General features: G+C 72.3%; 19 protein-coding genes. 13 read left to right on the top strand and 6 right to left on the bottom strand.

Going from position 1 to position 18,942, the window contains the following annotated elements; genetic code table 11:
• The first annotated feature begins 10 nt into the window (after positions 1-10).
• The 4 genes from KAK07_RS14830 (at position 11) to KAK07_RS14815 (ending at position 3,527) form a co-directional block, all read left to right on the top strand.
• Positions 11-1,168: an MFS transporter gene (locus KAK07_RS14830; protein ID WP_210861562.1), complete on the top strand. Its 1,158-nt coding sequence runs from the start codon at positions 11-13 to the stop codon at positions 1,166-1,168.
• Positions 1,165-1,752 carry a cupin domain-containing protein gene (locus KAK07_RS14825; RefSeq protein ID WP_210861560.1) on the top strand — a complete coding sequence of 196 codons (588 nt, stop codon included), beginning with the start codon at positions 1,165-1,167 and terminating at the stop codon, positions 1,750-1,752. Before KAK07_RS14830 ends, KAK07_RS14825 begins: the two co-directional genes overlap by 4 nt.
• Positions 1,749-2,516, top strand: a complete 768-nt coding sequence (locus KAK07_RS14820) for an SDR family NAD(P)-dependent oxidoreductase (protein WP_210861559.1) — start codon at positions 1,749-1,751, stop codon at positions 2,514-2,516. Before KAK07_RS14825 ends, KAK07_RS14820 begins: the two co-directional genes overlap by 4 nt.
• A 66-nt stretch (positions 2,517-2,582) precedes the next feature.
• Complete coding sequence (locus KAK07_RS14815; protein ID WP_210861557.1) at positions 2,583-3,527, top strand: NAD-dependent epimerase/dehydratase family protein; 945 nt, start codon at positions 2,583-2,585, stop codon at positions 3,525-3,527.
• Between the two features lie 10 nt (positions 3,528-3,537).
• Here KAK07_RS14815 and KAK07_RS14810 read toward each other — a convergent pair whose 3' ends face one another.
• Positions 3,538-3,969, bottom strand: coding sequence for a Cd(II)/Pb(II)-responsive transcriptional regulator (locus tag KAK07_RS14810; protein ID WP_210861555.1), 432 nt, complete (start codon positions 3,967-3,969; stop codon positions 3,538-3,540).
• 74 nt (positions 3,970-4,043) lie between these two features.
• Here KAK07_RS14810 and KAK07_RS14805 point away from each other — a divergent pair, with 74 nt between their 5' ends.
• The 6 genes from KAK07_RS14805 to KAK07_RS14780 all read left to right on the top strand — a co-directional run bounded on the left by KAK07_RS14805 (position 4,044) and on the right by KAK07_RS14780 (position 9,742).
• Positions 4,044-4,676, top strand: a complete 633-nt coding sequence (locus KAK07_RS14805; RefSeq protein ID WP_210861553.1) for a cation efflux transmembrane domain-containing protein — start codon at positions 4,044-4,046, stop codon at positions 4,674-4,676.
• Between the two features lie 94 nt (positions 4,677-4,770).
• Positions 4,771-5,340, top strand: a complete 570-nt coding sequence (locus KAK07_RS14800) for a TetR/AcrR family transcriptional regulator (RefSeq protein WP_310740740.1) — start codon at positions 4,771-4,773, stop codon at positions 5,338-5,340.
• Between the two features lie 72 nt (positions 5,341-5,412).
• Positions 5,413-6,117, top strand: a complete 705-nt coding sequence (locus tag KAK07_RS14795) for an SDR family oxidoreductase (RefSeq protein ID WP_210851741.1) — start codon at positions 5,413-5,415, stop codon at positions 6,115-6,117.
• On the top strand, positions 6,114-7,526 hold the full coding sequence (locus tag KAK07_RS14790; RefSeq protein ID WP_310740739.1) for an MFS transporter: 1,413 nt from the start codon (positions 6,114-6,116) through the stop codon (positions 7,524-7,526). The genes KAK07_RS14795 and KAK07_RS14790 overlap by 4 nt, the downstream gene beginning before the upstream one ends.
• A gap of 31 nt (positions 7,527-7,557) precedes the next feature.
• The gene (locus KAK07_RS14785) at positions 7,558-8,124 is read left to right on the top strand and encodes a PaaI family thioesterase (protein WP_210851740.1); all 567 of its coding nucleotides are present in this window, start codon (positions 7,558-7,560) and stop codon (positions 8,122-8,124) included.
• A gap of 133 nt (positions 8,125-8,257) precedes the next feature.
• Complete coding sequence (locus tag KAK07_RS14780) at positions 8,258-9,742, top strand: hypothetical protein (protein WP_210861550.1); 1,485 nt, start codon at positions 8,258-8,260, stop codon at positions 9,740-9,742.
• Between the two features lie 20 nt (positions 9,743-9,762).
• On the opposite strand, the gene KAK07_RS14775 is transcribed toward KAK07_RS14780, so the two are convergent.
• The gene (locus KAK07_RS14775; protein ID WP_210861548.1) at positions 9,763-11,037 is read right to left on the bottom strand and encodes a hypothetical protein; all 1,275 of its coding nucleotides are present in this window, start codon (positions 11,035-11,037) and stop codon (positions 9,763-9,765) included.
• A 188-nt stretch (positions 11,038-11,225) separates the two neighbouring features.
• Between KAK07_RS14775 and KAK07_RS14770 the strand changes: the two genes are divergently transcribed.
• Complete coding sequence (locus KAK07_RS14770; protein WP_210851737.1) at positions 11,226-11,705, top strand: hypothetical protein; 480 nt, start codon at positions 11,226-11,228, stop codon at positions 11,703-11,705.
• A 22-nt stretch (positions 11,706-11,727) separates the two neighbouring features.
• On the opposite strand, the gene KAK07_RS14765 is transcribed toward KAK07_RS14770, so the two are convergent.
• Positions 11,728-12,540, bottom strand: coding sequence for a mechanosensitive ion channel family protein (locus KAK07_RS14765; RefSeq protein ID WP_210851736.1), 813 nt, complete (start codon positions 12,538-12,540; stop codon positions 11,728-11,730).
• 243 nt (positions 12,541-12,783) lie between these two features.
• On the opposite strand from KAK07_RS14765, the gene KAK07_RS14760 reads away from it, so the two are divergent.
• Both KAK07_RS14760 and KAK07_RS14755 read left to right on the top strand, forming a co-directional pair.
• Positions 12,784-14,484, top strand: a complete 1,701-nt coding sequence (locus tag KAK07_RS14760; protein ID WP_210861546.1) for a PQQ-dependent dehydrogenase, methanol/ethanol family — start codon at positions 12,784-12,786, stop codon at positions 14,482-14,484.
• Entirely contained in the window at positions 14,481-14,825 is a 345-nt protein-coding gene (locus KAK07_RS14755) for a c-type cytochrome (RefSeq protein ID WP_210861544.1), read from the top strand. The genes KAK07_RS14760 and KAK07_RS14755 overlap by 4 nt, the downstream gene beginning before the upstream one ends.
• Here KAK07_RS14755 and KAK07_RS14750 read toward each other — a convergent pair.
• The 3 genes from KAK07_RS14750 to KAK07_RS14740 form a co-directional block, all read right to left on the bottom strand.
• Complete coding sequence (locus KAK07_RS14750) at positions 14,812-16,017, bottom strand: helix-turn-helix domain-containing protein (protein ID WP_210861542.1); 1,206 nt, start codon at positions 16,015-16,017, stop codon at positions 14,812-14,814. The two genes, KAK07_RS14755 and KAK07_RS14750, sit on opposite strands and share 14 nt — an antisense overlap.
• A gap of 82 nt (positions 16,018-16,099) precedes the next feature.
• The gene (locus KAK07_RS14745) at positions 16,100-16,951 is read right to left on the bottom strand and encodes an ion transporter (RefSeq protein ID WP_210851732.1); all 852 of its coding nucleotides are present in this window, start codon (positions 16,949-16,951) and stop codon (positions 16,100-16,102) included.
• A gap of 81 nt (positions 16,952-17,032) precedes the next feature.
• On the bottom strand, positions 17,033-18,916 hold the full coding sequence (locus tag KAK07_RS14740) for a potassium transporter Kup (RefSeq protein WP_210851731.1): 1,884 nt from the start codon (positions 18,914-18,916) through the stop codon (positions 17,033-17,035).
• Positions 18,917-18,942: the final 26 nt, after the last annotated feature.

Below are 18,942 nucleotides of genomic sequence, written 5' to 3'. Positions count from 1 at the left end.
GAGCCGACGCATGACCCGCACATCGTCGATCCCGGGCGTGGCCGCGCTGATGGTGGCCCACTGCGCCGGCATGGTGGACCTGGTGGCCCTGCCGGTCTGGGTGGGCACGCTGATCGGCCGCTACGGACTGGACCCGCAGCAGGCCGGCCTGCTGGCCACGCTGTTCCTGGCCGGCGCCGTGGTGGCCAGCAGCGCGCTGGCGCCGGTGTTCCACCGCGTGTCCTGGCGCCTGGTGGCCACGGCCGGGTTTGCGGTGGCCGCCGGCAGCTTCTGGTGGGCCTCGGGTAGTGCTGCCTTCAGCACGCTGGCACTGTGCCATGCGCTGGCGGGCATGGCCACCGGTGCGGCGCTCAGCGTGACGCACGGCACCATCGCGCGCAGCGCCCACCCGCACCGGCTGTTTGCCGGGGTGGGGGCGGCGCTGGGCGTGTTCGCGGTGGTCTTCCTGGGCGCCACGCCGCCGCTGGTGGAGCGCCTGGGCGGACCGGTGCTGTTCGTGGTGTTTGCCGGCGTGATGGCGGTGGCGGCGGTGGTCTCGCTGCTGGCCTTTCCGGTGCCGGACCGCGCGCTGGGCCCGGCGCACGAGGACGCCGCACCGGCGCCGATGCCGCGGGCGGTGTGGTTCGGCATCGCCGGCATCGCGGGCATGGGCCTGGTGCAGTCGATGACCTTCAGCTTCCTGGAACGCGTGGGCACCGAGCGTGGCTTCGGCCTGGCGGCGATCACCGGCGTGCTGGTGGCGCTGGGCGTGGTCAACCTGTTCCCGGCCGCGCTGGCCGGCGCACTGGAGCGCCGCTGGCCCGCACGCCGCGTGCTGCTGGCCGGCCCGGTGCTGCAGGCGCTGCTGGTGGTGGTGATCATGAACAGCGCCCGCTTCGAGCCCTATGCGGCGGCGGCGTCGGTGTTCGCGGCGGTGATGATCTTCACCCACACCTTCGCCTTCGGCCTGCTGGCGCAACTGGACCGCAGCGGCCGCGCGCTGGCCGCCACGCCGGCGATGCTGATGACCGGCGCGGCGATCGGGCCGATCCTGGGCGGCACCCTGGTCAAGGGCTTCGGCTATGGCGCGCTGGGCGTTGCCGCGCTGCTCATCGGCGCCTGCGCGCTGGCCAGTTTCCTGCGGCTGCCGGCGCCTGCCGCGCCGCGTCAACCACAAGGACAAGCATGAGCCTTCCCCCCATCCACCGTGTCGTCACCGGCCACCGGGCCGACGGCCGGGCCGTGGTGGTCCAGAGCGGACCGCTGCCCCGGGTCGAGGAGATCGCCGCGATCCCCGGCACCGTCTTCCACGAGGTCTGGAGCACCGCCGGCACCCCCGCGCCGGTGGACAACGGCCCCGACCCCACGCTGGGCCCGCTGATGCTGCCGCCGCCACCTTTGGGCACGCGCATGCGCTTCGTCGACATCCCGCCCGACACCGCCGAGTTCCTGGCCCAGGGCGCGGCGCGCATGAAGGCGGCCTTCAGCCAGATCGGCGACGAGGCGGCTTCCACCGTGCAGGCGCAGTCGCCGCACCCGCTGATGCACCGCACCGAGTCGGTGGACTACGGCATCGTCATCGACGGCGAGATGACCCTGGTGCTGGACGAGGGCGAGGTGCTGCTCAGGCCGGGCAGCGTGGTGGTGCAGCGCGGCACCAACCACGCCTGGGCCAACCGCTCGGGGCGCCCCTGCCGGATGCTGTTCATCCTGGTGGATGGCCGCTACGACCCGGCGATCGCCGCGGCGCTGGCGGCCCACGGCGCCGCATGAGCCCGGCCACGCTCTTCGACCTGCACGGACAGACCGCGCTGGTCACCGGCGCCACCCAGGGCCTGGGCTGGGCGATCGCGCAGGCGCTGGCCGCGCATGGCGCGCGCCTGCTGGTGTCCGACCGGGACGCGGGCGCCTGCGCGCGCGCCGCGGCGGCGCTGCAGGACCGGGGCCACACCGCCGTGCCACTGCCCGCCGACCTGGCGAATGCGGCCCAGGTTACGGCGCTGTGCGCACAGGCCGGCGCGGTGGACGTGCTGGTCTGCAATGCTGGCATCCAGGGGCCGGCCGGGCCGCTGGCCGCGGCCACCGATACCGACTGGCAGCAGGTGCTGGACATCAACCTGCGCGCCGCCGCGCGCCTGAGCAGCGGCCTGATCCCGGCGATGGCCGCGCGCGGGCGCGGCAGCGTGGTGTTGATGTCCAGCATCGCCGGGCTGCGGGGCAACGGCGCGATCGGCCTGTACGGGTTATCCAAGGCCGCCATTGCCCAACTGGCGCGCAACCTGGCGGTGGAGTGGGGCCCCAGCGGCGTGCGCGTGAATGCGGTGTCGCCGGGGCTGGTCCGCACGCCGCTGGCGGCAGGGTTGCTGGCCGACGAAGACTTCATGCAGCGGCGCCTGCAAGCCACACCGCTGCGGCGGGTGGGCGAGCCCGACGAGATCGCCGGCGTGGTGGTGATGCTGGCCAGCGCCGCCGGCGGCTTCACCACCGGGCAGAACCTGGTGGTGGACGGTGGCACCACGATCAGTGATGGGAGTTGAGATGAGCCTTGCGCAAGTGCCCCATCGCGCGCACGATCGCGTGCGCGCCTGCGGAGGGGCTTGACCATGCGCGTGCTGGTCACTGGCGCCCAGGGCTTCATCGGCCGCCATTTGTTGCAGCGCCTGCTGCGGCAGGGCCTGGGCGGGCGGGCGGTGGGCACGCTGCTCGTGTCCGACCTGCGGCTGGACGAGCTTCCGCACGACCAGCGCCTGCTGGCTGTGCCCGGCTCGATCGCCGACACGGGCGTGCTGGAGCGCGCGCTGGCGGCGCCGGTGGATGCGGTGTTCCACCTGGCCAGCGTGCCGGGTGGCGCTGCGGAGCGCGACCCGCAGCTGGGCCAGCGCGTGAACCTGGACGCCACGCTGCGCCTGGTCGACCTGCTGCGCGGGCACGGCAACGGCCCGCGGCTGGTCTTTGCCAGCACGGTGGCGGTGTACGGCGACCCGCTGCCCGCGGTGGTCGACGAAGCCACGCCCGCCTGCCCGGTGCTGAGCTACGGCGCCCAAAAGCTGGCCGCCGAGATCCTGCTGGCCGACGCCGCGCGCCGCGGCTGGGTGCAGGCCTGCTCGCTGCGCCTGCCCGGCGTGGTGGCCCGGCCCGGCAGCGGCGAGGGACTGATCTCGGCCTTCATGAGCCAGCTGTTCTGGCGCCTGCGCGACGGCCAGCCCTGCGAGCTGCCGGTGAGCGCCGATGGCACCGCGTGGTGGATCTCGGCCCCGGCCTGCGTCGACAACCTGGTGCATGCCGCGACGATCGACCCGGCGCGGCTGCCGCCCGGCCGCGTGGTGCAGATGCCGGCGTTGCAGCTGTCGATGGCCGAGGTGGTCGAGGCCCTGGTGCAGGCCCACGGCGAGGACCGCCGCGCGCTGGTCAGCCACCGCCCGCAGGCGATGGTGCAGCGGCTGTTCGCTTCGCAGCCGCCGCTGCACACGCCGCGGGCGCTGGGCCTGGGCTTTCGCCACGACGGCTCGGCGGCCGAGCTGGTGCGCCAGGCCACCGTGTTGGCCTGACGCAGCAGGCTCAGCCCGGGCTGGCCGGGTGGCAGGCGCAGGGCTGCTGCTCGGCCGCGGCGGCAAAGGCCTGCAGGATGGCGCAGGGGTGCGAGGCATCGCCATCGCAGCTGCGCCGCAGATCCACCAGCTGGCGCTCCAGCGCGCGCAGCGCCTGCATGCGCTGGCGCACCAGCGCGATGTGGCCGTCGAGCAGCTCGTTGACCTGGGCGCAGGCGCCCTCGGGCTCGGCCGCGTAGCGCAGCAGCTGGCGCACCTCCTGCAGCGGGATGTCCAGCGTGCGCAGGTGGCGCACGAAGTTCAGCTGGGTGAGGTGGCGTTCGGCATAGCAGCGGTAGCCCGAGGCCTCGCGCGGCGGCGCCTCCAGCAGGCCTTCGCGTTCATAGAAGCGCACCGTCTGCACATCGCAGCCGGCGCGCGTGGCAAGTTCACCGATCTTCATGGCCGTGGCGCTTGACTCTATAGTGGCTACAGGGTTTTCAATCCTCGCACAGCCTTGAGAAACCCTTCACCACCATGTCCGCCCACTGCTGCCACGACACCGCCTGCACCGCCCCCGCCACCGACCCGCGCTGGCGCCGCGCGCTGTGGATCGCGCTGGTGCTCAACGCCGCGATGTTCGTCATCGAACTGGGCGCGTCGTGGTCCTCGGGCTCGGTGTCGCTGCTGGCTGATTCGATCGACTTCTTCGGCGACGCCGGCAACTACGCCCTCAGCCTGGCGGTGCTGGGCCTGGGCGCCGCCGCCCGCTCGCGCGCCGCGCTGTTCAAGGCCGCCTGCATGGGCCTGTTCGGCGTGGGCGTGCTGACCCGCGCCGCCTGGATGCTGGGCAGCGGCGCCGTGCCCGAGCCCGCCACGATGGGCGGCGTGGGCCTGCTGGCCCTGGCCGTGAACGCCGGCGTGGCCGTGCTGCTCTACCGCTTCCGCAGCGGCGACGCCAACATGCGCTCGGTCTGGCTGTGCTCGCGCAACGACGCGCTGGGCAACCTCGCCGTGATGCTGGCCGCGCTGGGCGTGCTGGGCACCGGCTCCGCCTGGCCCGACCTGGTGGTGGCGGGCGTGATGGGCGGCCTGGCCTTGAGCGGGGCGTGGAGCGTGGGGCGGCAGGCCCAGGCCGAACTGCAGGGGCGACCGAGGCCGGCGCACTGAACCCATCGGTCCGTGCGGCCCCGGGGAAAAGGCAGGCCATCGGCGGCGATTGACAAGCCAATATGATGGACGTAATATGACGACCATCATGTCCATGTCCGCCAGCCGCAAGGAACTCACCCACGACCGCATCCTGGACGTCGCCGCTCGCGCCATCCGGCGCGCGGGCTACGACGGCGTCGGACTGGCCACCATCATGAAGGAGGCCGGTCTGACCCACGGCGGCTTCTATGCCCACTTCGCCTCCCGCGACGCCCTGCTGGCCGAGGCCACGCAGCGCGCCGGCCGCGACACCGGCGCCGTGCTCGCCGAGCGGCTGCGCCAGGCGCAGGCCGCTGGCGTGAGCGCGTTCTCCGCGCTGGTGAACACCTACCTGGGCGACGCCCAGCTCGAGAACATCGAGTGCGGTTGCATCGTCGCCGCCCTGGCGGCCGAGATCCCGCGCCAGGCGGACGAGGTGGCAAGTGCCGCCCGCGCCCGCGTGCTGGGCCTGGTCGATCTGGTGCGCCGCTGCCTGCCCGCCGGCGTCGACCCGGCGCAGGCCCAGGTGGTGACCGCCACCATGGTGGGTGCCTTGCAGCTGGCCCGCACGCTGCAAGGTCAGGCCGGCAGGGCCTGGCTGGCCAATGTGCGGAACAGCCTGATCCAGCAGTACGACGCCTGAAGCGTCGGCAGGAAGCCGCCGGCGCCTGCATGTTCGCCGGCAAATATGATGCTCATCATCTAAAGGAAAGTCATGAAACTCGACAACGCCACCGTCCTCATCACCGGCGCCAACCGCGGCATCGGGCTGGCCTTTGCCAAGGCCGCCCTGGCGCGTGGCGCGCGCAAGGTCTACGCCGGCGCGCGCGACCCGGCCAGCGTCTCGCTGCCCGGTGTCACGCCGCTGCGGCTGGACGTGAACGCGCCCGGCGACATCGCCGCCGCCGTGGCACAGGCCAGCGACGTGAACCTGGTCATCAACAACGCCGGCATCGCGCAGTTCGGTGGCTTCCTCGACACCGATGCCGAGGCCCGTCTGCGCCGCCAGCTGGAGACCAATGTCTTCGGCGTGATGCGCGTGAGCCAGGCGTTCGCGCCGGTGCTGGCGGCCAACGGCGGCGGCGCACTGCTGAACGTGGCCTCCATCGCCAGCTGGATCACCAGCCCGGCGCTGGCCGGCTACGCGCTCACGAAATCCGCGGCGTGGAGCCTGAGCAATGGCCTGCGCCATGAGCTGCGGGGCCAGAAGACGCAGGTGCTGACGCTGCACATGGCCTTTGTCGACACCGACATGACGCAGGGCATCGACGCACCCAAGTCGACGCCGGAGCAGATCGTCGCCCGGGCCCTGGACGCGCTCGAAGCCGGCGCCGAGGAGGTGCTGGCCGACGAGCTGACCCAGCAGGTCAAGCTCGGCCTGTCGGCGCATCCCGGCGTGTACCTGCAGGCTCGGGAGTGAGCGTGGGCGGCGCCGTCGACACCCCTCGCCCGCCCGCCGGGGCCGCGGCATCGCCGTGGCCCGTGTTCTGGGTCGCCAGCCTCGCCACCTTCCTGGTGTCGCTCGACACGACGATGCTGTTCGCGGCCTTCGATCCGCTGCGGCACGCCTTTGCCGACGCCACCCCGGCCGAGCTGTCGTGGGTGCTGAACGCCTACACGGTGGTCTACGCGACGATGCTGATCCCCGCGGGCGGCCTGGCCGACACGCATGGCCGCAAGCGCGTCTTCCTGATCGGCGTGACGCTCTTCCTGGCCGCTTCGGCCGCCTGCGGGCTGGCCGCCAGCGTGGGCTGGTTGATCGCGGCGCGGGTGCTGCAGGCTGTCGGCGCGGCGCTGCTGACGCCGGCGTCGCTGTCCATCGTGCTGGCGGCGTTTCCGCAGAGCCGGCGCGCGGTGGTGGTGAGCCTGTGGGGCGCCGTCGGCGGGCTGGCCGCCGCGGTGGGGCCGAGTGCCGGGAGTGTCGTCATCGACCACTTCGGCTGGCCCTGGGCGTTCTACATCAACCTGCCGCTGGGTGGCCTGGCGCTGTGGCGTGGTGCGTCGATGCTGCAGGAATCGCCAACGTCCGGCGTTCAACGGCGCGTGGACGGCGTGGGCATGGCGCTGCTGATGCTGTCGGTGGGGGCTGTCACCCTGGCGATCGTCGAATCCAGCGCGCCGGCATGGACCCGCATGGAACTCCTGGTCCTGGCGGCCACCGGGGGCGTGGCCGCTGGCGCCTTCGTGGCCTGGGCCCGCCACGCCCGCGCGCCGCTGGTGGACCTGGCGCTGTTCCACCACCGAACCTACCGCTATGTGAACCTCGCGACGCTGGTCTTCGGCACGGCGTTCTCGATGATGTTCCTGACCTTCTTCTTCTTCATGATGAACGTCTGGCAGCTCAGCCTGCCGCAGGCCGGGCTGGCGGTCACGCCCGGACCGCTGCTGGTGATGCCCACCGCCATCCTCACCGGCCGACTGGCGACGCGGCTGGGCCACCGCCGCTTCCTGGTCGGCGGCTCACTGCTGTATGCCTGCAGCAGCCTGTGGTTCCTGCTGGTGCCCGGCACCGAGCCGCACTACCTGTCGCACTGGCTGCCCGGGCTGGTGATGAGCGGCATCGCCGTCGGCCTCGTGTTGCCATCGCTGTCCGCCGCGGCCGTGAACCGCCTGCCGGTGGCGCACTACGCGGTGGGCAGCGCGGTCAACCAGGCCACGCGCCAGATCGGCTCGGTGCTCGGCGTGGCACTGACCGTGGCCCTGCTCGGCCATGCGGCGCTGCAACGCGCCGACTTCAATGCCTTGTATCTCGTGCACGGCACCCTGGCGCTGCTCACGGGCCTGCTGTGCCTGCCCGTGGACACCAGGCCGCGCGCGGCGCAGCCGTGAACACCCTTCCCCACCATCGATGGAGAGTCACATGACCAAGGAGACAGGAACGCAGGCCACGCTGGATGCCTGGCAGGCCCAACTGGAGCAGGTGCGTCAACGCCGGCGTGAGCGCGGCGGCGGACAGGCCGGACTGGCCCAGCCGCACCAGGTTCAGGGCATGACTGGCCTGCAGGTGATGACCGCCTTGCTGGAAGGAGAGCTGCCCCATCCGTACATGGCGGACACCTTCGACTGCGAACTGGTCGAGGTGGGTGAGGGGCACGCGGTCTTCCAGGCGACGCCGCAGCTGAAGCACTACAACCCGCTGGGGTCGGTGCATGGTGGCTGGTATGCGACCTTGCTGGACTTTGCGCTGGGGTGCGCCGTGCAGACCATGCTGCCCGCCGGACGCGGCTACACGACCAGCCAGATCAACCTGCACATCGTCCGCGCCGCCCACACGAAGACGGGGCCGCTGCGATGCGTGGGCACCGCGCTGCACGTCGGTCGCCAGGTGGGTACGTCCGAAGCGCGCATCGTCGGCCCCGACGGCAAGCTCTACGCCCACGCCACCACCACCTGCGCCATCTTCGAGTCGCCCCGGGCGGCGGCTTGACCCGGCTGCGGGCGTGCCGCGCCGCGCGCCCCGGCATCGCCGGTGATGGTGCTTGACGCGCGGGGCCTTCGCGCCCAGAGTCACCCATCGGCCGACCTGCGAGTCCCCTCCGCGCCGATCCACAGGAGCGCGCATGAGCCAGGGCCCGGACCTCTCTCTGATGTACTTCGTGCTGGGCATCCCCGCGCTGGTGGGCCTGGCTGCGGTGGTGACGCGGCGGCTGGTGGTGCGGCGGGTGCGCCAGCTGATGATGGCCTCGTCGGGCCAGGGTGCCGCTGCGGCGCCGGGCGCGCCTGACGCAGCGCTGGCGCTGCCGCCGGCGCCGCCAGGGTGGCGCCTGGTCGATGCCCACAGCCGCCCGCCCGACGCCATCGCCTCGCGCGAGTTGCTGACCGCGCGCGCCCGGGCGGACTTCGGCACCGCCTTCAGGCACGAGTTGGCCATTGCCGCGGCCTATGTGCTGTTCCCGCTGGCGGTGTACAACTGGCCGGGCGAGGGCACGCCGGATGTGTCGGTGCTGGCCTTCATCGTCAGCCTGATGGCGATGCTGTCGCTGCCCTTCCTGGCCATGGTGCGCTACGCAGGCTTTCGCAGCCAGTTCCGCGCCCATGTGCCGGGCCTGGCTGGTGTGCTGCGGCCGTTCGCCACCCACGGGCTGGCAATCGCCCAGCCGCCCTGGCGGGCGCCGATATGGGGCCTGTTCCTTTTGCTAGCCGGGGTGCTGGTGCTCTCGGCCCTGCTGCAGGACAGCCCCGCGTGGCGCACCGCCCTGGGCTATGGGCTGGCAATGGCCGCCCATGTCGCCCTGGTCTGGCGGCTGATGGACCGGGCGCGGCGCACCCCGAACGCAAAGCTGCTGGTGCTGCGGGTCTTCGGCATCGACGAGGCCGCGCTGTTCACCTTCGAGGGCCTGCTGCAGTACTGGCGCCACTTCGGGACCTTCTTCACCGTCGTCGACCCCAGCTTCATCCACAGCCAGCACCGGCAGGGCAGCGGGATGTTCCTGGCGGTCATCGGGTCGGCGGCGGTCACCCTCATGATCGCGGCCAATGTGCCGCAGCCGGCCCTGTGGTGCGGGCTCTTGCTGGCGGCCGTGGTGGTGGCCGCGGCGGCGCATCTGTGCTGGCGCCTGCAACAGGTCGAGCGCCAGTTCCTGCGCAGCCCGGACGATGTGGCGGCCCGCCTGCAGCGCCTGGAGGCCTGGCCGCGCCAGCTGGACCTGAGCTTCCGCAGCCTGCCGATGATGTGCCACGACGACGTCTGGCAGACGGCGGTGCACCAGACCGCCCTGGTCAGCTCGGCGGTGCTGATGGATCTGCGCGGCTACTCGGCCGATCGCCAGGGCTGCCGCTACGAGGTGGCTTTCCTGCTGGACACGGTGCCGCTGGCGCAGATCGTCTTCCTGGCAGACCCGCCGGATGTCGAACGCATCCAGGCGCTGATCCTGGAATGCTGGCGCACGCTGGGCGCCGCGTCGCCCAACCGCGCGGCAGCGGCGCCGCAGGTCACGGTCTACCTGGCTTCGGCCCAGGATGACCGGGACATCCAGGGCATCCTCGACCAGCTGCTGCTGGCCTCGCAGCAAGACGACCAGACCCCGGCCGCGGCCGCGGCTTAGCCTGGGGCGGTGTCAGCCGCTCAGCGCCCGAAGATGCCCTTGAGCAGGTCCTTGGCATTGGGCAGCTTGTTGCCCTCCTCCTGCGGCGTCGGCGCCTGCTCGGCGGGCATGCCGCGCGTGGGCATGCCGCCTTCCATGCCCAGCATCGCGGTGCTCTGGCTCTTCACGCGCAGCTTGACGGCCCATTGCGGCTCCCAGGCCTGCCTGGGGTCGGTGGGGCGTGGCGGGTGGGCCAGGTTGAGTTCGCTGCCGTAGGCGATGGCGCGCAGCATGCCGCCTTCGCCGCTGAACACGCCCTTGGGCACGGTGCACTGGCTGGTGGTGGGCGACAGCAGCACCTTCTCCTTGAGCCAGCGGTCGACCGCGGCGTTGGTCTGATAGTCGAACAGGCCGAAGCCGGTCTCGGGCACCTCGGCGCTGGTCCACAGCACCATCTCGTTCTTGCCGCGCGCGCCCATGCCGGCCAGGAACTGGGCGCGGGCGGTGGGCGGCGGGGTCCAGGTCAGGGCCCAGGCGCCGTCGGCATTGCGCTGGGCCAGCTCGATCGCCGGCATCAGGTCCTGCTGGGCGCCCACCTGGAACCGGAAGGCCTCGGGCACGCCCTGGCCGCTGAAGGCGTGCTCGCCCACCAGGCTGGCCTGTGGCGGCACCATGCGGCTGTCGGCGGGGCTGGGCCAGACCGGGCGGCCGGTGGCCTGGTGGGTGCCGCGCTGGGTGGCGCTGCGCACCTGGAAGAACTTCGCCAGGTCGGCCGGCGTGGCGGTGGCCATGTCCAGCACCTTGGGCTGGCCGGCGCGCACCGTGTCGCCACAGCCCCAGTAGAGGTAGATCCGGCCCTCGGGCTTCTCGTAGCGGGGCTCCTCGTTGCGGTCCTCGCCGTGCTCAGGCGGCAGCGTGCCCTTGGTCTCGCGCGGGGCCTGCAGCTTCAGCGCCGGGCTCAGGAAGCCGGCAGGCACGGCCTGCTGGGCCTCCTGCAGCTGCGGGTTGGCGCGCGTCATCAGCGTCACATCCACCCAGCGGCCCGCCTGGCCGACCTGGGTGTTGCCGAAGCTGTTCTTGCCGCCCCCGCCGCCGAACAGGCCGCCCAGCATGGCCATCGGGTTGGGCGCACCGGCCCCACCGCCCATGCCCCCCATGCCGCCCATGCCGCCGTAGGTGGCCACATCGATCCAGGCCTGCGACTGCGGCGGCTTGACCACCTGCTGCGCCAGCGCATGGCCGGCCACCATGGCGGCGGCCAGCGCGATCAGGGACGGACGGACAACACGCATCGTGAACTCCAGCGAATGAACCATGCCCTGACGCTAAGCCCGCGGCACCGGCAACGCCATCCCGAGCTTGCGCCGGCTTGCGCCAGCACAAGCTGCGTGGGGGCGGCGGCGGTTTGTCGGGGTCCCGACAGGCCTGCAGGTGCGCGCCCCCAGGGCGGGCGGCCTGGCATTGCCCGTGCTTGGCAACCGCCCTCAACCCCCACGAGACCTGCATGAACCTGTTCACCGGCGAGGCCAGCGAGGCCTTCTTCGGCAGCGAGGTGCCCGCCGCGCTGCAGCCCCTGCTGCGCGAAGCCCGCGAGGCACCGGCCGCCGAGCGCGCCAGCCGGCTGTGGGCGGCGCAGGCCTGTGCGCCGCAGGCGCTGGCCGTGTACTACCTGCTCTACAAGCACCATGCCGGCCGGCGTGAATTCGCGCTGGCCGAGCGCGCCGCGCGTGCCGGCCTGGCCGAGGCCGCGCGCCAGGCCGCGCTGCCGCCCGACTGGCGCGATGTGCAGGCGCTGGACGGCCCGGCCGACCACGGCCCGCGCCGCTTCTGGCTGTTCACGCTGAAGGCGCTGGCCTTCATCCGGCTGCGCAGCGGCGACACCGACGAGGCCCGCGCGCTGCTGGCCCGGCTGGCCCGGCTGGACCCGCACGGCGCGGTGGGCGGCGAGGTGGTGGCGCGGCTGCTGGAGGCCGCGCAGCGCTGATCAGGCGTGCCTCAGGCGCGCATCAGGCCTGGACGATGCGGGTGATCTGCGAGGGCGTGGGCGCCGGCCAGCCGGCCTGCTGCGCGGTGCGCACGATGGCCTCGTTGGTGTCGAAAAAGACCTGCCAGTAGTGCTCGTTGGCGCAGTAGGGGCGCACCGCGATCACGCAGCCGTTGAGGTTCATGTCCAGCAGCGAAACCTCGGGCGGCTGCTCGGTGGACACGTTGGGGATGGCGGCCACCGCGGCCTTCAGGCGGGCGACGGCGTCCAGCGGGTCCACGCCCACCGCCAGCTGCGCGGTGCGCTCGACGCGGCGCACCGGCAGCGCGCTGAAGTTCTGCAGCGTGTCGCCGAAGATCTTGCCGTTGCCCACCAGGGTCATCACGTTGTCGGGCGTGACGATGGTGGTGGCGAACAGGCCCAGTTCGCGCACCGTGCCCAGCACGCCGCCCACGCTGACGAAGTCGCCCACCTTGAAGGGCCGCAGCACCAGCATGAAGGCGCCGGCAGCGAAGTTGCCCAGCATGCCGCTCCAGGCCGCGCCGATGGCCACGCCGGCGCCGGCCAGCAGCGCCGCGAAGGAGGTGGTCTGGATGCCGAAGTAGCCCAGGATGCCCAGCACCAGGGCGATGTTCAGCGCCACCGCGACGATGTTGCCCAGGTACTTGGTCAGCGTGGGGTCGACGTGGTTGCGGCCCATCGCCGCCTGGATCATGCCGACCACGCGGCCGATCAGCCAGCGGCCGATGACCCAGAAGGCCAGCGAGGCCAGCACCTTGATCGCCAGTTCGGCGACGGTGGTGCTGAGGAATTGGTGAAGGCTGCTGAAGTCCATGCGGGGCTCCTTGGGGAGAAGGCCCGCATCGTCGGCCCTGCGCGGTGTCACGGCGATGACGAGCGGTGGCATCGCGCCACCTTGTCATGCCGCTGTGGCGCGCGCACCGCGCCCGGCGCTCGGATTGCGCGCGGGGCGATCGTCGCGAAACGGGACAACCAGGCACTAGGGTTGGCACGGGTTGGTGCGACGAGGCCCGGCCGCCCTACCCTGGCGCCCATTGCCCAGGCCAGGAGACCCCCGATGCAAGCCACCCGAACCCCGATCGCCGCCGCCCTGATCGCAGCGCTGATCGCCCTGTCCGCCGCCCCGGCGACAGCGCAGACCCTGGCCGACCTGCGCCAGGACGCCGCCACGCCGGCCGACGTCAGCACCTACGGCATGGGCTGGGGCCAGCAGCGCCACAGCACGCTGGCGCAGGTCACGCCGGCCAACGTGGGCCGGCTGGTGCCGGTCTGGAACCTCAGCCTGGACAACTCGGCCAACGCCTCCAGCCAGCCGCTGCTGATCAATGGCGTGATGTACCTCGCCACGCATTCCCACACCCTGGCGCTGGACCCGATCACCGGCCGCCAGAAGTGGAAGACGCCGATCGAGCTGCCGGCCGACATCAACGGCTACCTGTGCTGCGGCATCCAGTCGCGCGGCCTGGCGGCCCTCAACGGCGTGCTCTACCGCACCACGCTGGACGCCCATGTGGTGGCCATCAACATGGCCGACGGCAAGCAGCTCTGGAAGGTCAAGGCGGCCGACTACAAGCAGGGCTACAGCATGACCCATGCGCCGCTGATTGCCGGCGACACGCTGATCACCGGCATCTCGGGCGGCGAGTACGGCACGCGCGGCTTCCTGGACGGCTGGGACCTGAAGACGGGCGCACGCAAGTGGCACCGCTGGACCACCGCCGCCGGCAGCGACAAGGGGGCCGAGACCTGGGCCCCCGGCATGGCCGAAACCGGCGGCGGCCCCACCTGGCTGACCGGCACCTACGACCCCGACCTGGACCTGGTCTACTGGGGCGTGGGCAATGGCGCGCCCTGGAACGCTGCGATGCGCGGCGGCGACAGCCTCTACACCGGCTCGGTGCTGGCGCTGCGCCCGTCCACCGGCGAGATCGCCTGGCACTACCAGTTCTCGCCCGCCGACCCCTTCGACTACGACGGCGCCAATGAGCTGGTGCTGGCCGAGCTGCCCATCAATGGGCAGGCCACCAAGGTCCTGATGCAGGCCAACCGCAACGGCTTCTTCTACGTGCTGGACCGCCGCAACGGCCAGCTGCTGAAGGCCGACCCGTTCGCCCGCACCATCAACTGGGCCAGCGGCGTGGACATGAAAACCGGCCGCCCGGTGCCCACCGCGATGACCGAGTCGGTGCGCAGGAACCCCGAGATGGCCGAGGCGGTCGAGGTGTGGCCCAGCGCCTATGGGGGCAAGAACTGGATGCCGATGAGCTTCGACCCGAAGCGCCAGCTGGCCTTCTTCAACACCGTGGACCTGGGCATGAAGGTCCGCTACACCAGGCAGGAGCGCCCGGGCGGCCCGAACTGGTGGCTGGGCCTGGAGCTGCAAGGCTTCGTCGCGCCGGCCGACGGCCACCGCGGCGCGCTGGTGGCCTGGAACCCCATCACCGGCAAGAAGGCCTGGGAGGTGCTGCTGAAGTCGCCCAACTGGGCCGGCGTGCTGACCACCGCACCGGGCCTGGTCTTCACCGGCACGCAGACCGGCCAGTTCAAGGCCTATGACGCGGCGAACGGCCGGGAGCTGTGGAGCTTCCAGACCGGCTCGGGCATCTCGGGCCTGCCCATCACCTGGGAGAAGGACGGCCGCCAGTACATCACGGTGACCAGCGGTGCGGCCACGGTGTATGGCGCGCTGTCGGGCGATGCCGAGCTGGCCAACGTGCCGGCCGGCAGCTCGCTGTGGACCTTTGCGCTGCCCCGATGACGCGTGCGCTGATCCTGGCTGCCGCACTGACGGCGGCCGCCCCGCTGCAAGCGCAGGAGGCCGCCTCGGCGGTGCCTGCGGCGTCCGCCGCGCCGGCCGTGCCGAGCGCCGAGGCCGGCCGCCGCGCCTACACCAGCACCTGCGCCCGCTGCCACGGCATCAACCTGGCCGTCACCAGCAGCGCCTACTTCGACCTGCGGACCTTTCCGAAGGACGAGAAGGAGCGCTTCATCCAGTCGGTGACGAACGGCAAGCGCCAGATGCCCGCCTGGGGCGGCATCGTCAAGCCAGAGACGATGGAGTCGATCTGGCTGTACATCGGCAGCGTCAATGGCTGGTGAGGTCGCCGCCGGAGGGCAGGCGGCGGTAAACCCAGCCGCGTGACACGCCCAGCACCCGGGCGGCCTCGGAGAGGTTGCCGCCGCAGGCCTGCAGGGTGCGCTGCAGCAGCTCGCCCTGGGCATCGCGCACCGTGGCCCTGGCCGTGGCGGTTGGCGCCTGCGCCTCAGCGGGTGCGGCCGCCTCGGCCGGGGCCGGGGTTTGTTCCGCGGGCGGCGCCGACCAGGCCAGGTTGACCCAGCCGCGTGGGCGGGTCTCGCCGCGCCCCTCGCTGCGCGCCCACAGCACCAGACCACTGGGCAGCGGCAGGGGGCTGGCCACGTGGCTGGGCAGCGCGGTCAGCGCGTCCAGCGTCTGGCCCAGCACCGACTCGGCCTGCAGCGGCTCGGACTGCGGCGCACGCTCGGGCTGCCCCAGCAGGCGCGCCGCCTGGCCATTGAGCCAGGCCACACGGCCCTGGCTGTCGATGCCCAGCAGACCGGCGGCCGACGACTCCAGCAGCGGCAGCGCCACCTGCAGGCGCAGCACCAGGTGCTCGCCGGCCTGGGCCAGCAGCAGGCGGTTCTCGATCGCGCCGGCGAGGTGGCCGACCACGGTCGCCGCGTCGAAGCCGAAGGCGATCGCCTCGCTGGAGATGTCGAGCACGCCAGCCAGCCGGCCCTGGGTATCGCGGATCGGCACCGCGGCGCAGTGCATCTGACGCACGCCGTCGAAGAAATGCTCGGCGCCGATCACGCTGACCGGCGCGCCGGTGCGCACCACCACGCCGGGCGCGGTGGTGCCCACCGCCTCCTCGGACAGGTCGACACCCAGGCGGGCGGCCACCGGGATCAGGTGCTCGTGCGGACGGCCGGCGCAGGTGGCACCGATCATCACGCCGCTGCCGTCGGTCAGCATGGCGGCGCAGCTGGTGGTGCCCAGCAGGCGCTGCAGCTGCGGCAGCTCGGCCTGCCAGGCGTCATGCAGGTGGCGGTTGCGCTGCAGGGCCAGGCGGGTGCGGCTTTCGGTCACCGGCTGGAACTCGACGGCGCGGTGCGGGCCGTCATGCAGGCGCTGGCAGCGTGCCCAGGACTGGAACACCGCCTCGCTGACGACGCCCGCCGGCGACACCCCATCCTCGAAGTAGCGCCGCCGCGCCAGCTCGACGATCTGCAGGCGGTCGGCAAAGAAGGGGCGGTCGGGGGCGTTCCTCATCGTCGGCGGGCTCGGGATGCAGCCGAATGTACCGCCGCCCCGACGGCGATTCCAGCCCGGAAAACGCCGGGGCGAGCCGCCCTCAGCGCTGGTAGGGCGGCAGCGTGGCGCCGCAGTCGCGGCAGAAGCGCGCGGTGGCCAGGTGGCCCTCGCTGAGGCACTCGGGGCAGGTGCGGGTGGTGGGCTCCAGGCGCTGGGCGGTGAACTCGGCGCTGACGATGCCGGTGGGCACCGCCAGCGTGCCCCAGCCCAGCAGCATCATCACCGAGGCGATCAGCCGGCCCAGGTCGGTCTTGGGCGTGATGTCGCCGAAGCCCACGGTGGTCATCGTGGTGATCGCCCAGTACACGCCGGTGGGCACGCTGGTGAAGCCATTGGCCGGCCCCTCCACCACGTACATCAGCGTGCCCATCACCAGCACCACCATCAGCACGAAGGACAGGAAGACGAGGATCTTGCGCCGCGACAGCCACAGCGCCCGGCCCAGCGCGCCGTACTCGGCCACGTAGGCGCCCAGCTTGAAGATCCGGAACACCCGCAGCAGGCGCAGCACCCGCACGTCCAGCAGCGCATGCAACCCCGGAAAGAAGAAGGCCAGGTAGGTGGGCAGCACCGCCAGCAGGTCGATGATGCCGAAGGCGCTGCGCGCATACACCCACGGGTGGCGCACGCAGGCCAGGCGGGCCAGGTACTCCAGCGTGAAGACCAGCGTGAAGCTCCACTCCAGCACCGTGAAGACGGCGGCGTAGCGCTGGTGGATGGACTCGACGCTGTCGAGCACCACCACCGCCACGCTGAGCAGGATCAGGGCGATCAGCGCGATGTCGAAGGCGCGGCCGGCGCGGGTGTCGGCCTCGAAGATGATGGTGTACAGGCGCAGGCGCCAGCCGGTGTCGGGGCGGCCGGGCTCGCGTGCGGGGGTGGGAGCGGGCATCCCGCCAGCATAGCGCCGCAGGTCAGGGGCCGGGATGCCCGCGGGCTGGAGCTCGGGCCGGGGCGCGACCCAGGAGGCCGCTCAGATCTGCACCCGCGTACCCAGCTCCACCACGGCGTTGTCCGGCAGGCGGAAGTAGCTGGCGGCGCTGCCGGCGTTGCGGCTCATCCAGGCGAAGAGCTTCTCGCGCCAGCGCGCCATGCCGGCGCCGTCGGTGGGCACCACCGTCTCGCGGCTGAGGAAGAAGCTGGTCTCGAACACCGGCACCGGCAGGCCCTGGGCGGCGCAGCACTGCAGGGCCGCGGGCACGTCGGGCGTCTCCATGAAGCCGAAGCGCAGCGTCACGCGCCAGAAGCCCGGCACCAGCGGCTCCACCTCGGCGCGCTGCGCGTCCGCCACCACCGGCGTGTCGGTGAAGCGCACGGTCAGGATCAGGTTGCGCTCGTGCAGCACCTGGTTGTGCTTCAGGTTGTGCAGCAGCGCCTGCGGCACGGTGGCCGGGTCGGCCACCGCGTAGACCGCGGTGCGGCTGGCACGCGGCACCGCGCCGGTGTCGAGGTGGCGCAGGAAGTCGTCCAGCGCCAGGCCGTCGGCGCGGATGCTGCGCACCATCAGCGCGCGGCCGCGGGCCCAGGTGCTCATCAGCAGGAACAGCGCGCCGCCCATGGCCAGCGGGAACCAGCCGCCGTCGAACAGCTTGACCGCACAGCCGGCCACCAGCAGCGCGTCCACCGCCAGGAAGAAGGCGGTGGCGCCCCAGGCCAGCGGCGCCGGCAGCCGCCAGGCGTGGCGCACGACGAAGAAGGTCATCAGCGTGGTGATCAGCATGGTCAGCGTCACCGCGATGCCGTAGGCCGAGGCCAGCGCCGACGAGCTGCCGAAGTGCAGCACCGCCGCCAGCACGCCCAGCAGCAGCAGCCAGTTCACACCCGGCAGGTAGATCTGGCCCGAGGTGGCGGCCGAGGTGTGGTGGATGCGCATGCGCGGCAGGTAGCCCAGCTGGATGGCCTGGCGCGTCATCGAGTAGGCGCCCGAGATCACCGCCTGCGAGGCGATGATGGCCGCCAGCGTGGCCAGCACCAGCGCCGGCAGCAGCAGCGGTTCCGGGAAGAGGCGGAAGAAGGGGTTCTCCAGCGCGCCGGGGTCACGCATCAGCAGCGCGCCCTGGCCCAGGTAGTTCAGCGCCAGCGCCGGCAGCACCAGCGCGCTCCAGGCCAGCTGGATCGGGCGGCGGCCGAAGTGGCCCATGTCGGCGTACAGCGCCTCGGCGCCGGTCAGCGCCAGCACGATCGCGCCCACCGCCAGCAGCACGCCGGGGCCGCGGTCGATCAGGAAGCTGGCGGCCTGGCGCGGGTCCAGCGCGGCCAGGATGGCGGGCTGCTGCAGCACCTGGTGCAGGCCGCTGACGGCCAGCACCAGGAACCACAGCACGATCACCGGGCCGAAAGCGCGGCCGACCACCGCGGTGCCGAAGCGTTGCACCGCGAACAGGGCCACCAGCACCAGCAGGCTCAGCGGCACGATCCAGTCGTGCAGCGAGGGCGCCAGCACCTCCAGGCCCTCCATCGCACCCAGCACCGAGATCGCCGGGGTGATGATGCTGTCGCCGTAGAACAGCGTGGCGCCGAACAGGCCCAGCACCAGCAGGCCGGCGCGCAGCCCCGCGCGGCCTTCCACCGCATGGGCGGCCAGCGCGGTCAGCGCCATCACGCCGCCCTCGCCGCGGTTGTCGGCGCGCAGGATCAGCACCACGTACTTCAGCGTCACCACCAGCATCAGCGACCACAGGATGGCCGACACCGCGCCCACCAGGTGGGCGTGGTCCAGCGGCACGCCGCCGGGGCCGAAGATCTCCTTGACGGTGTAGAGCGGGCTGGTGCCGATGTCGCCGAAGACGACACCGATCGCGGCCAGGGTCAGGGCGCCCAGGGGTTGGGGCGCGTGGGCATCGTGGGTCTTGTCCATGGCCCGCATGGTGCGGGCGGGCGCAT

Source organism: Ideonella alba (genome assembly GCF_018069875.1).
Taxonomy (GTDB): domain Bacteria; phylum Pseudomonadota; class Gammaproteobacteria; order Burkholderiales; family Burkholderiaceae_C; genus Ideonella; species Ideonella alba.
The sequence above is the reverse complement of the archived record's forward strand: the minus strand, read 5'-3'. Positions and strand labels throughout refer to the sequence as shown.

Excerpts from the sequence above, each read along its gene's own strand:
- KAK07_RS14830 (WP_210861562.1), top strand. The coding sequence starts at position 11 with ATGACCCGCACATCGTCGATCCCGGGCGTGGCCGCGCTGATGGTGGCC.
- KAK07_RS14825 (WP_210861560.1), top strand. The coding sequence starts at position 1,165 with ATGAGCCTTCCCCCCATCCACCGTGTCGTCACCGGCCACCGGGCCGAC.
- KAK07_RS14820 (WP_210861559.1), top strand. The coding sequence starts at position 1,749 with ATGAGCCCGGCCACGCTCTTCGACCTGCACGGACAGACCGCGCTGGTC.
- KAK07_RS14815 (WP_210861557.1), top strand. The coding sequence starts at position 2,583 with ATGCGCGTGCTGGTCACTGGCGCCCAGGGCTTCATCGGCCGCCATTTG.
- KAK07_RS14810 (WP_210861555.1), bottom strand. The coding sequence starts at position 3,969 with ATGAAGATCGGTGAACTTGCCACGCGCGCCGGCTGCGATGTGCAGACG.
- KAK07_RS14805 (WP_210861553.1), top strand. The coding sequence starts at position 4,044 with ATGTCCGCCCACTGCTGCCACGACACCGCCTGCACCGCCCCCGCCACC.
- KAK07_RS14800 (WP_310740740.1), top strand. The coding sequence starts at position 4,771 with ATGTCCGCCAGCCGCAAGGAACTCACCCACGACCGCATCCTGGACGTC.
- KAK07_RS14795 (WP_210851741.1), top strand. The coding sequence starts at position 5,413 with ATGAAACTCGACAACGCCACCGTCCTCATCACCGGCGCCAACCGCGGC.
- KAK07_RS14785 (WP_210851740.1), top strand. The coding sequence starts at position 7,558 with ATGACCAAGGAGACAGGAACGCAGGCCACGCTGGATGCCTGGCAGGCC.
- KAK07_RS14780 (WP_210861550.1), top strand. The coding sequence starts at position 8,258 with ATGAGCCAGGGCCCGGACCTCTCTCTGATGTACTTCGTGCTGGGCATC.
- KAK07_RS14775 (WP_210861548.1), bottom strand. The coding sequence starts at position 11,037 with ATGGTTCATTCGCTGGAGTTCACGATGCGTGTTGTCCGTCCGTCCCTG.
- KAK07_RS14770 (WP_210851737.1), top strand. The coding sequence starts at position 11,226 with ATGAACCTGTTCACCGGCGAGGCCAGCGAGGCCTTCTTCGGCAGCGAG.
- KAK07_RS14765 (WP_210851736.1), bottom strand. The coding sequence starts at position 12,540 with ATGGACTTCAGCAGCCTTCACCAATTCCTCAGCACCACCGTCGCCGAA.
- KAK07_RS14760 (WP_210861546.1), top strand. The coding sequence starts at position 12,784 with ATGCAAGCCACCCGAACCCCGATCGCCGCCGCCCTGATCGCAGCGCTG.
- KAK07_RS14755 (WP_210861544.1), top strand. The coding sequence starts at position 14,481 with ATGACGCGTGCGCTGATCCTGGCTGCCGCACTGACGGCGGCCGCCCCG.
- KAK07_RS14750 (WP_210861542.1), bottom strand. The coding sequence starts at position 16,017 with ATGAGGAACGCCCCCGACCGCCCCTTCTTTGCCGACCGCCTGCAGATC.
- KAK07_RS14745 (WP_210851732.1), bottom strand. The coding sequence starts at position 16,951 with ATGCCCGCTCCCACCCCCGCACGCGAGCCCGGCCGCCCCGACACCGGC.
- KAK07_RS14740 (WP_210851731.1), bottom strand. The coding sequence starts at position 18,916 with ATGGACAAGACCCACGATGCCCACGCGCCCCAACCCCTGGGCGCCCTG.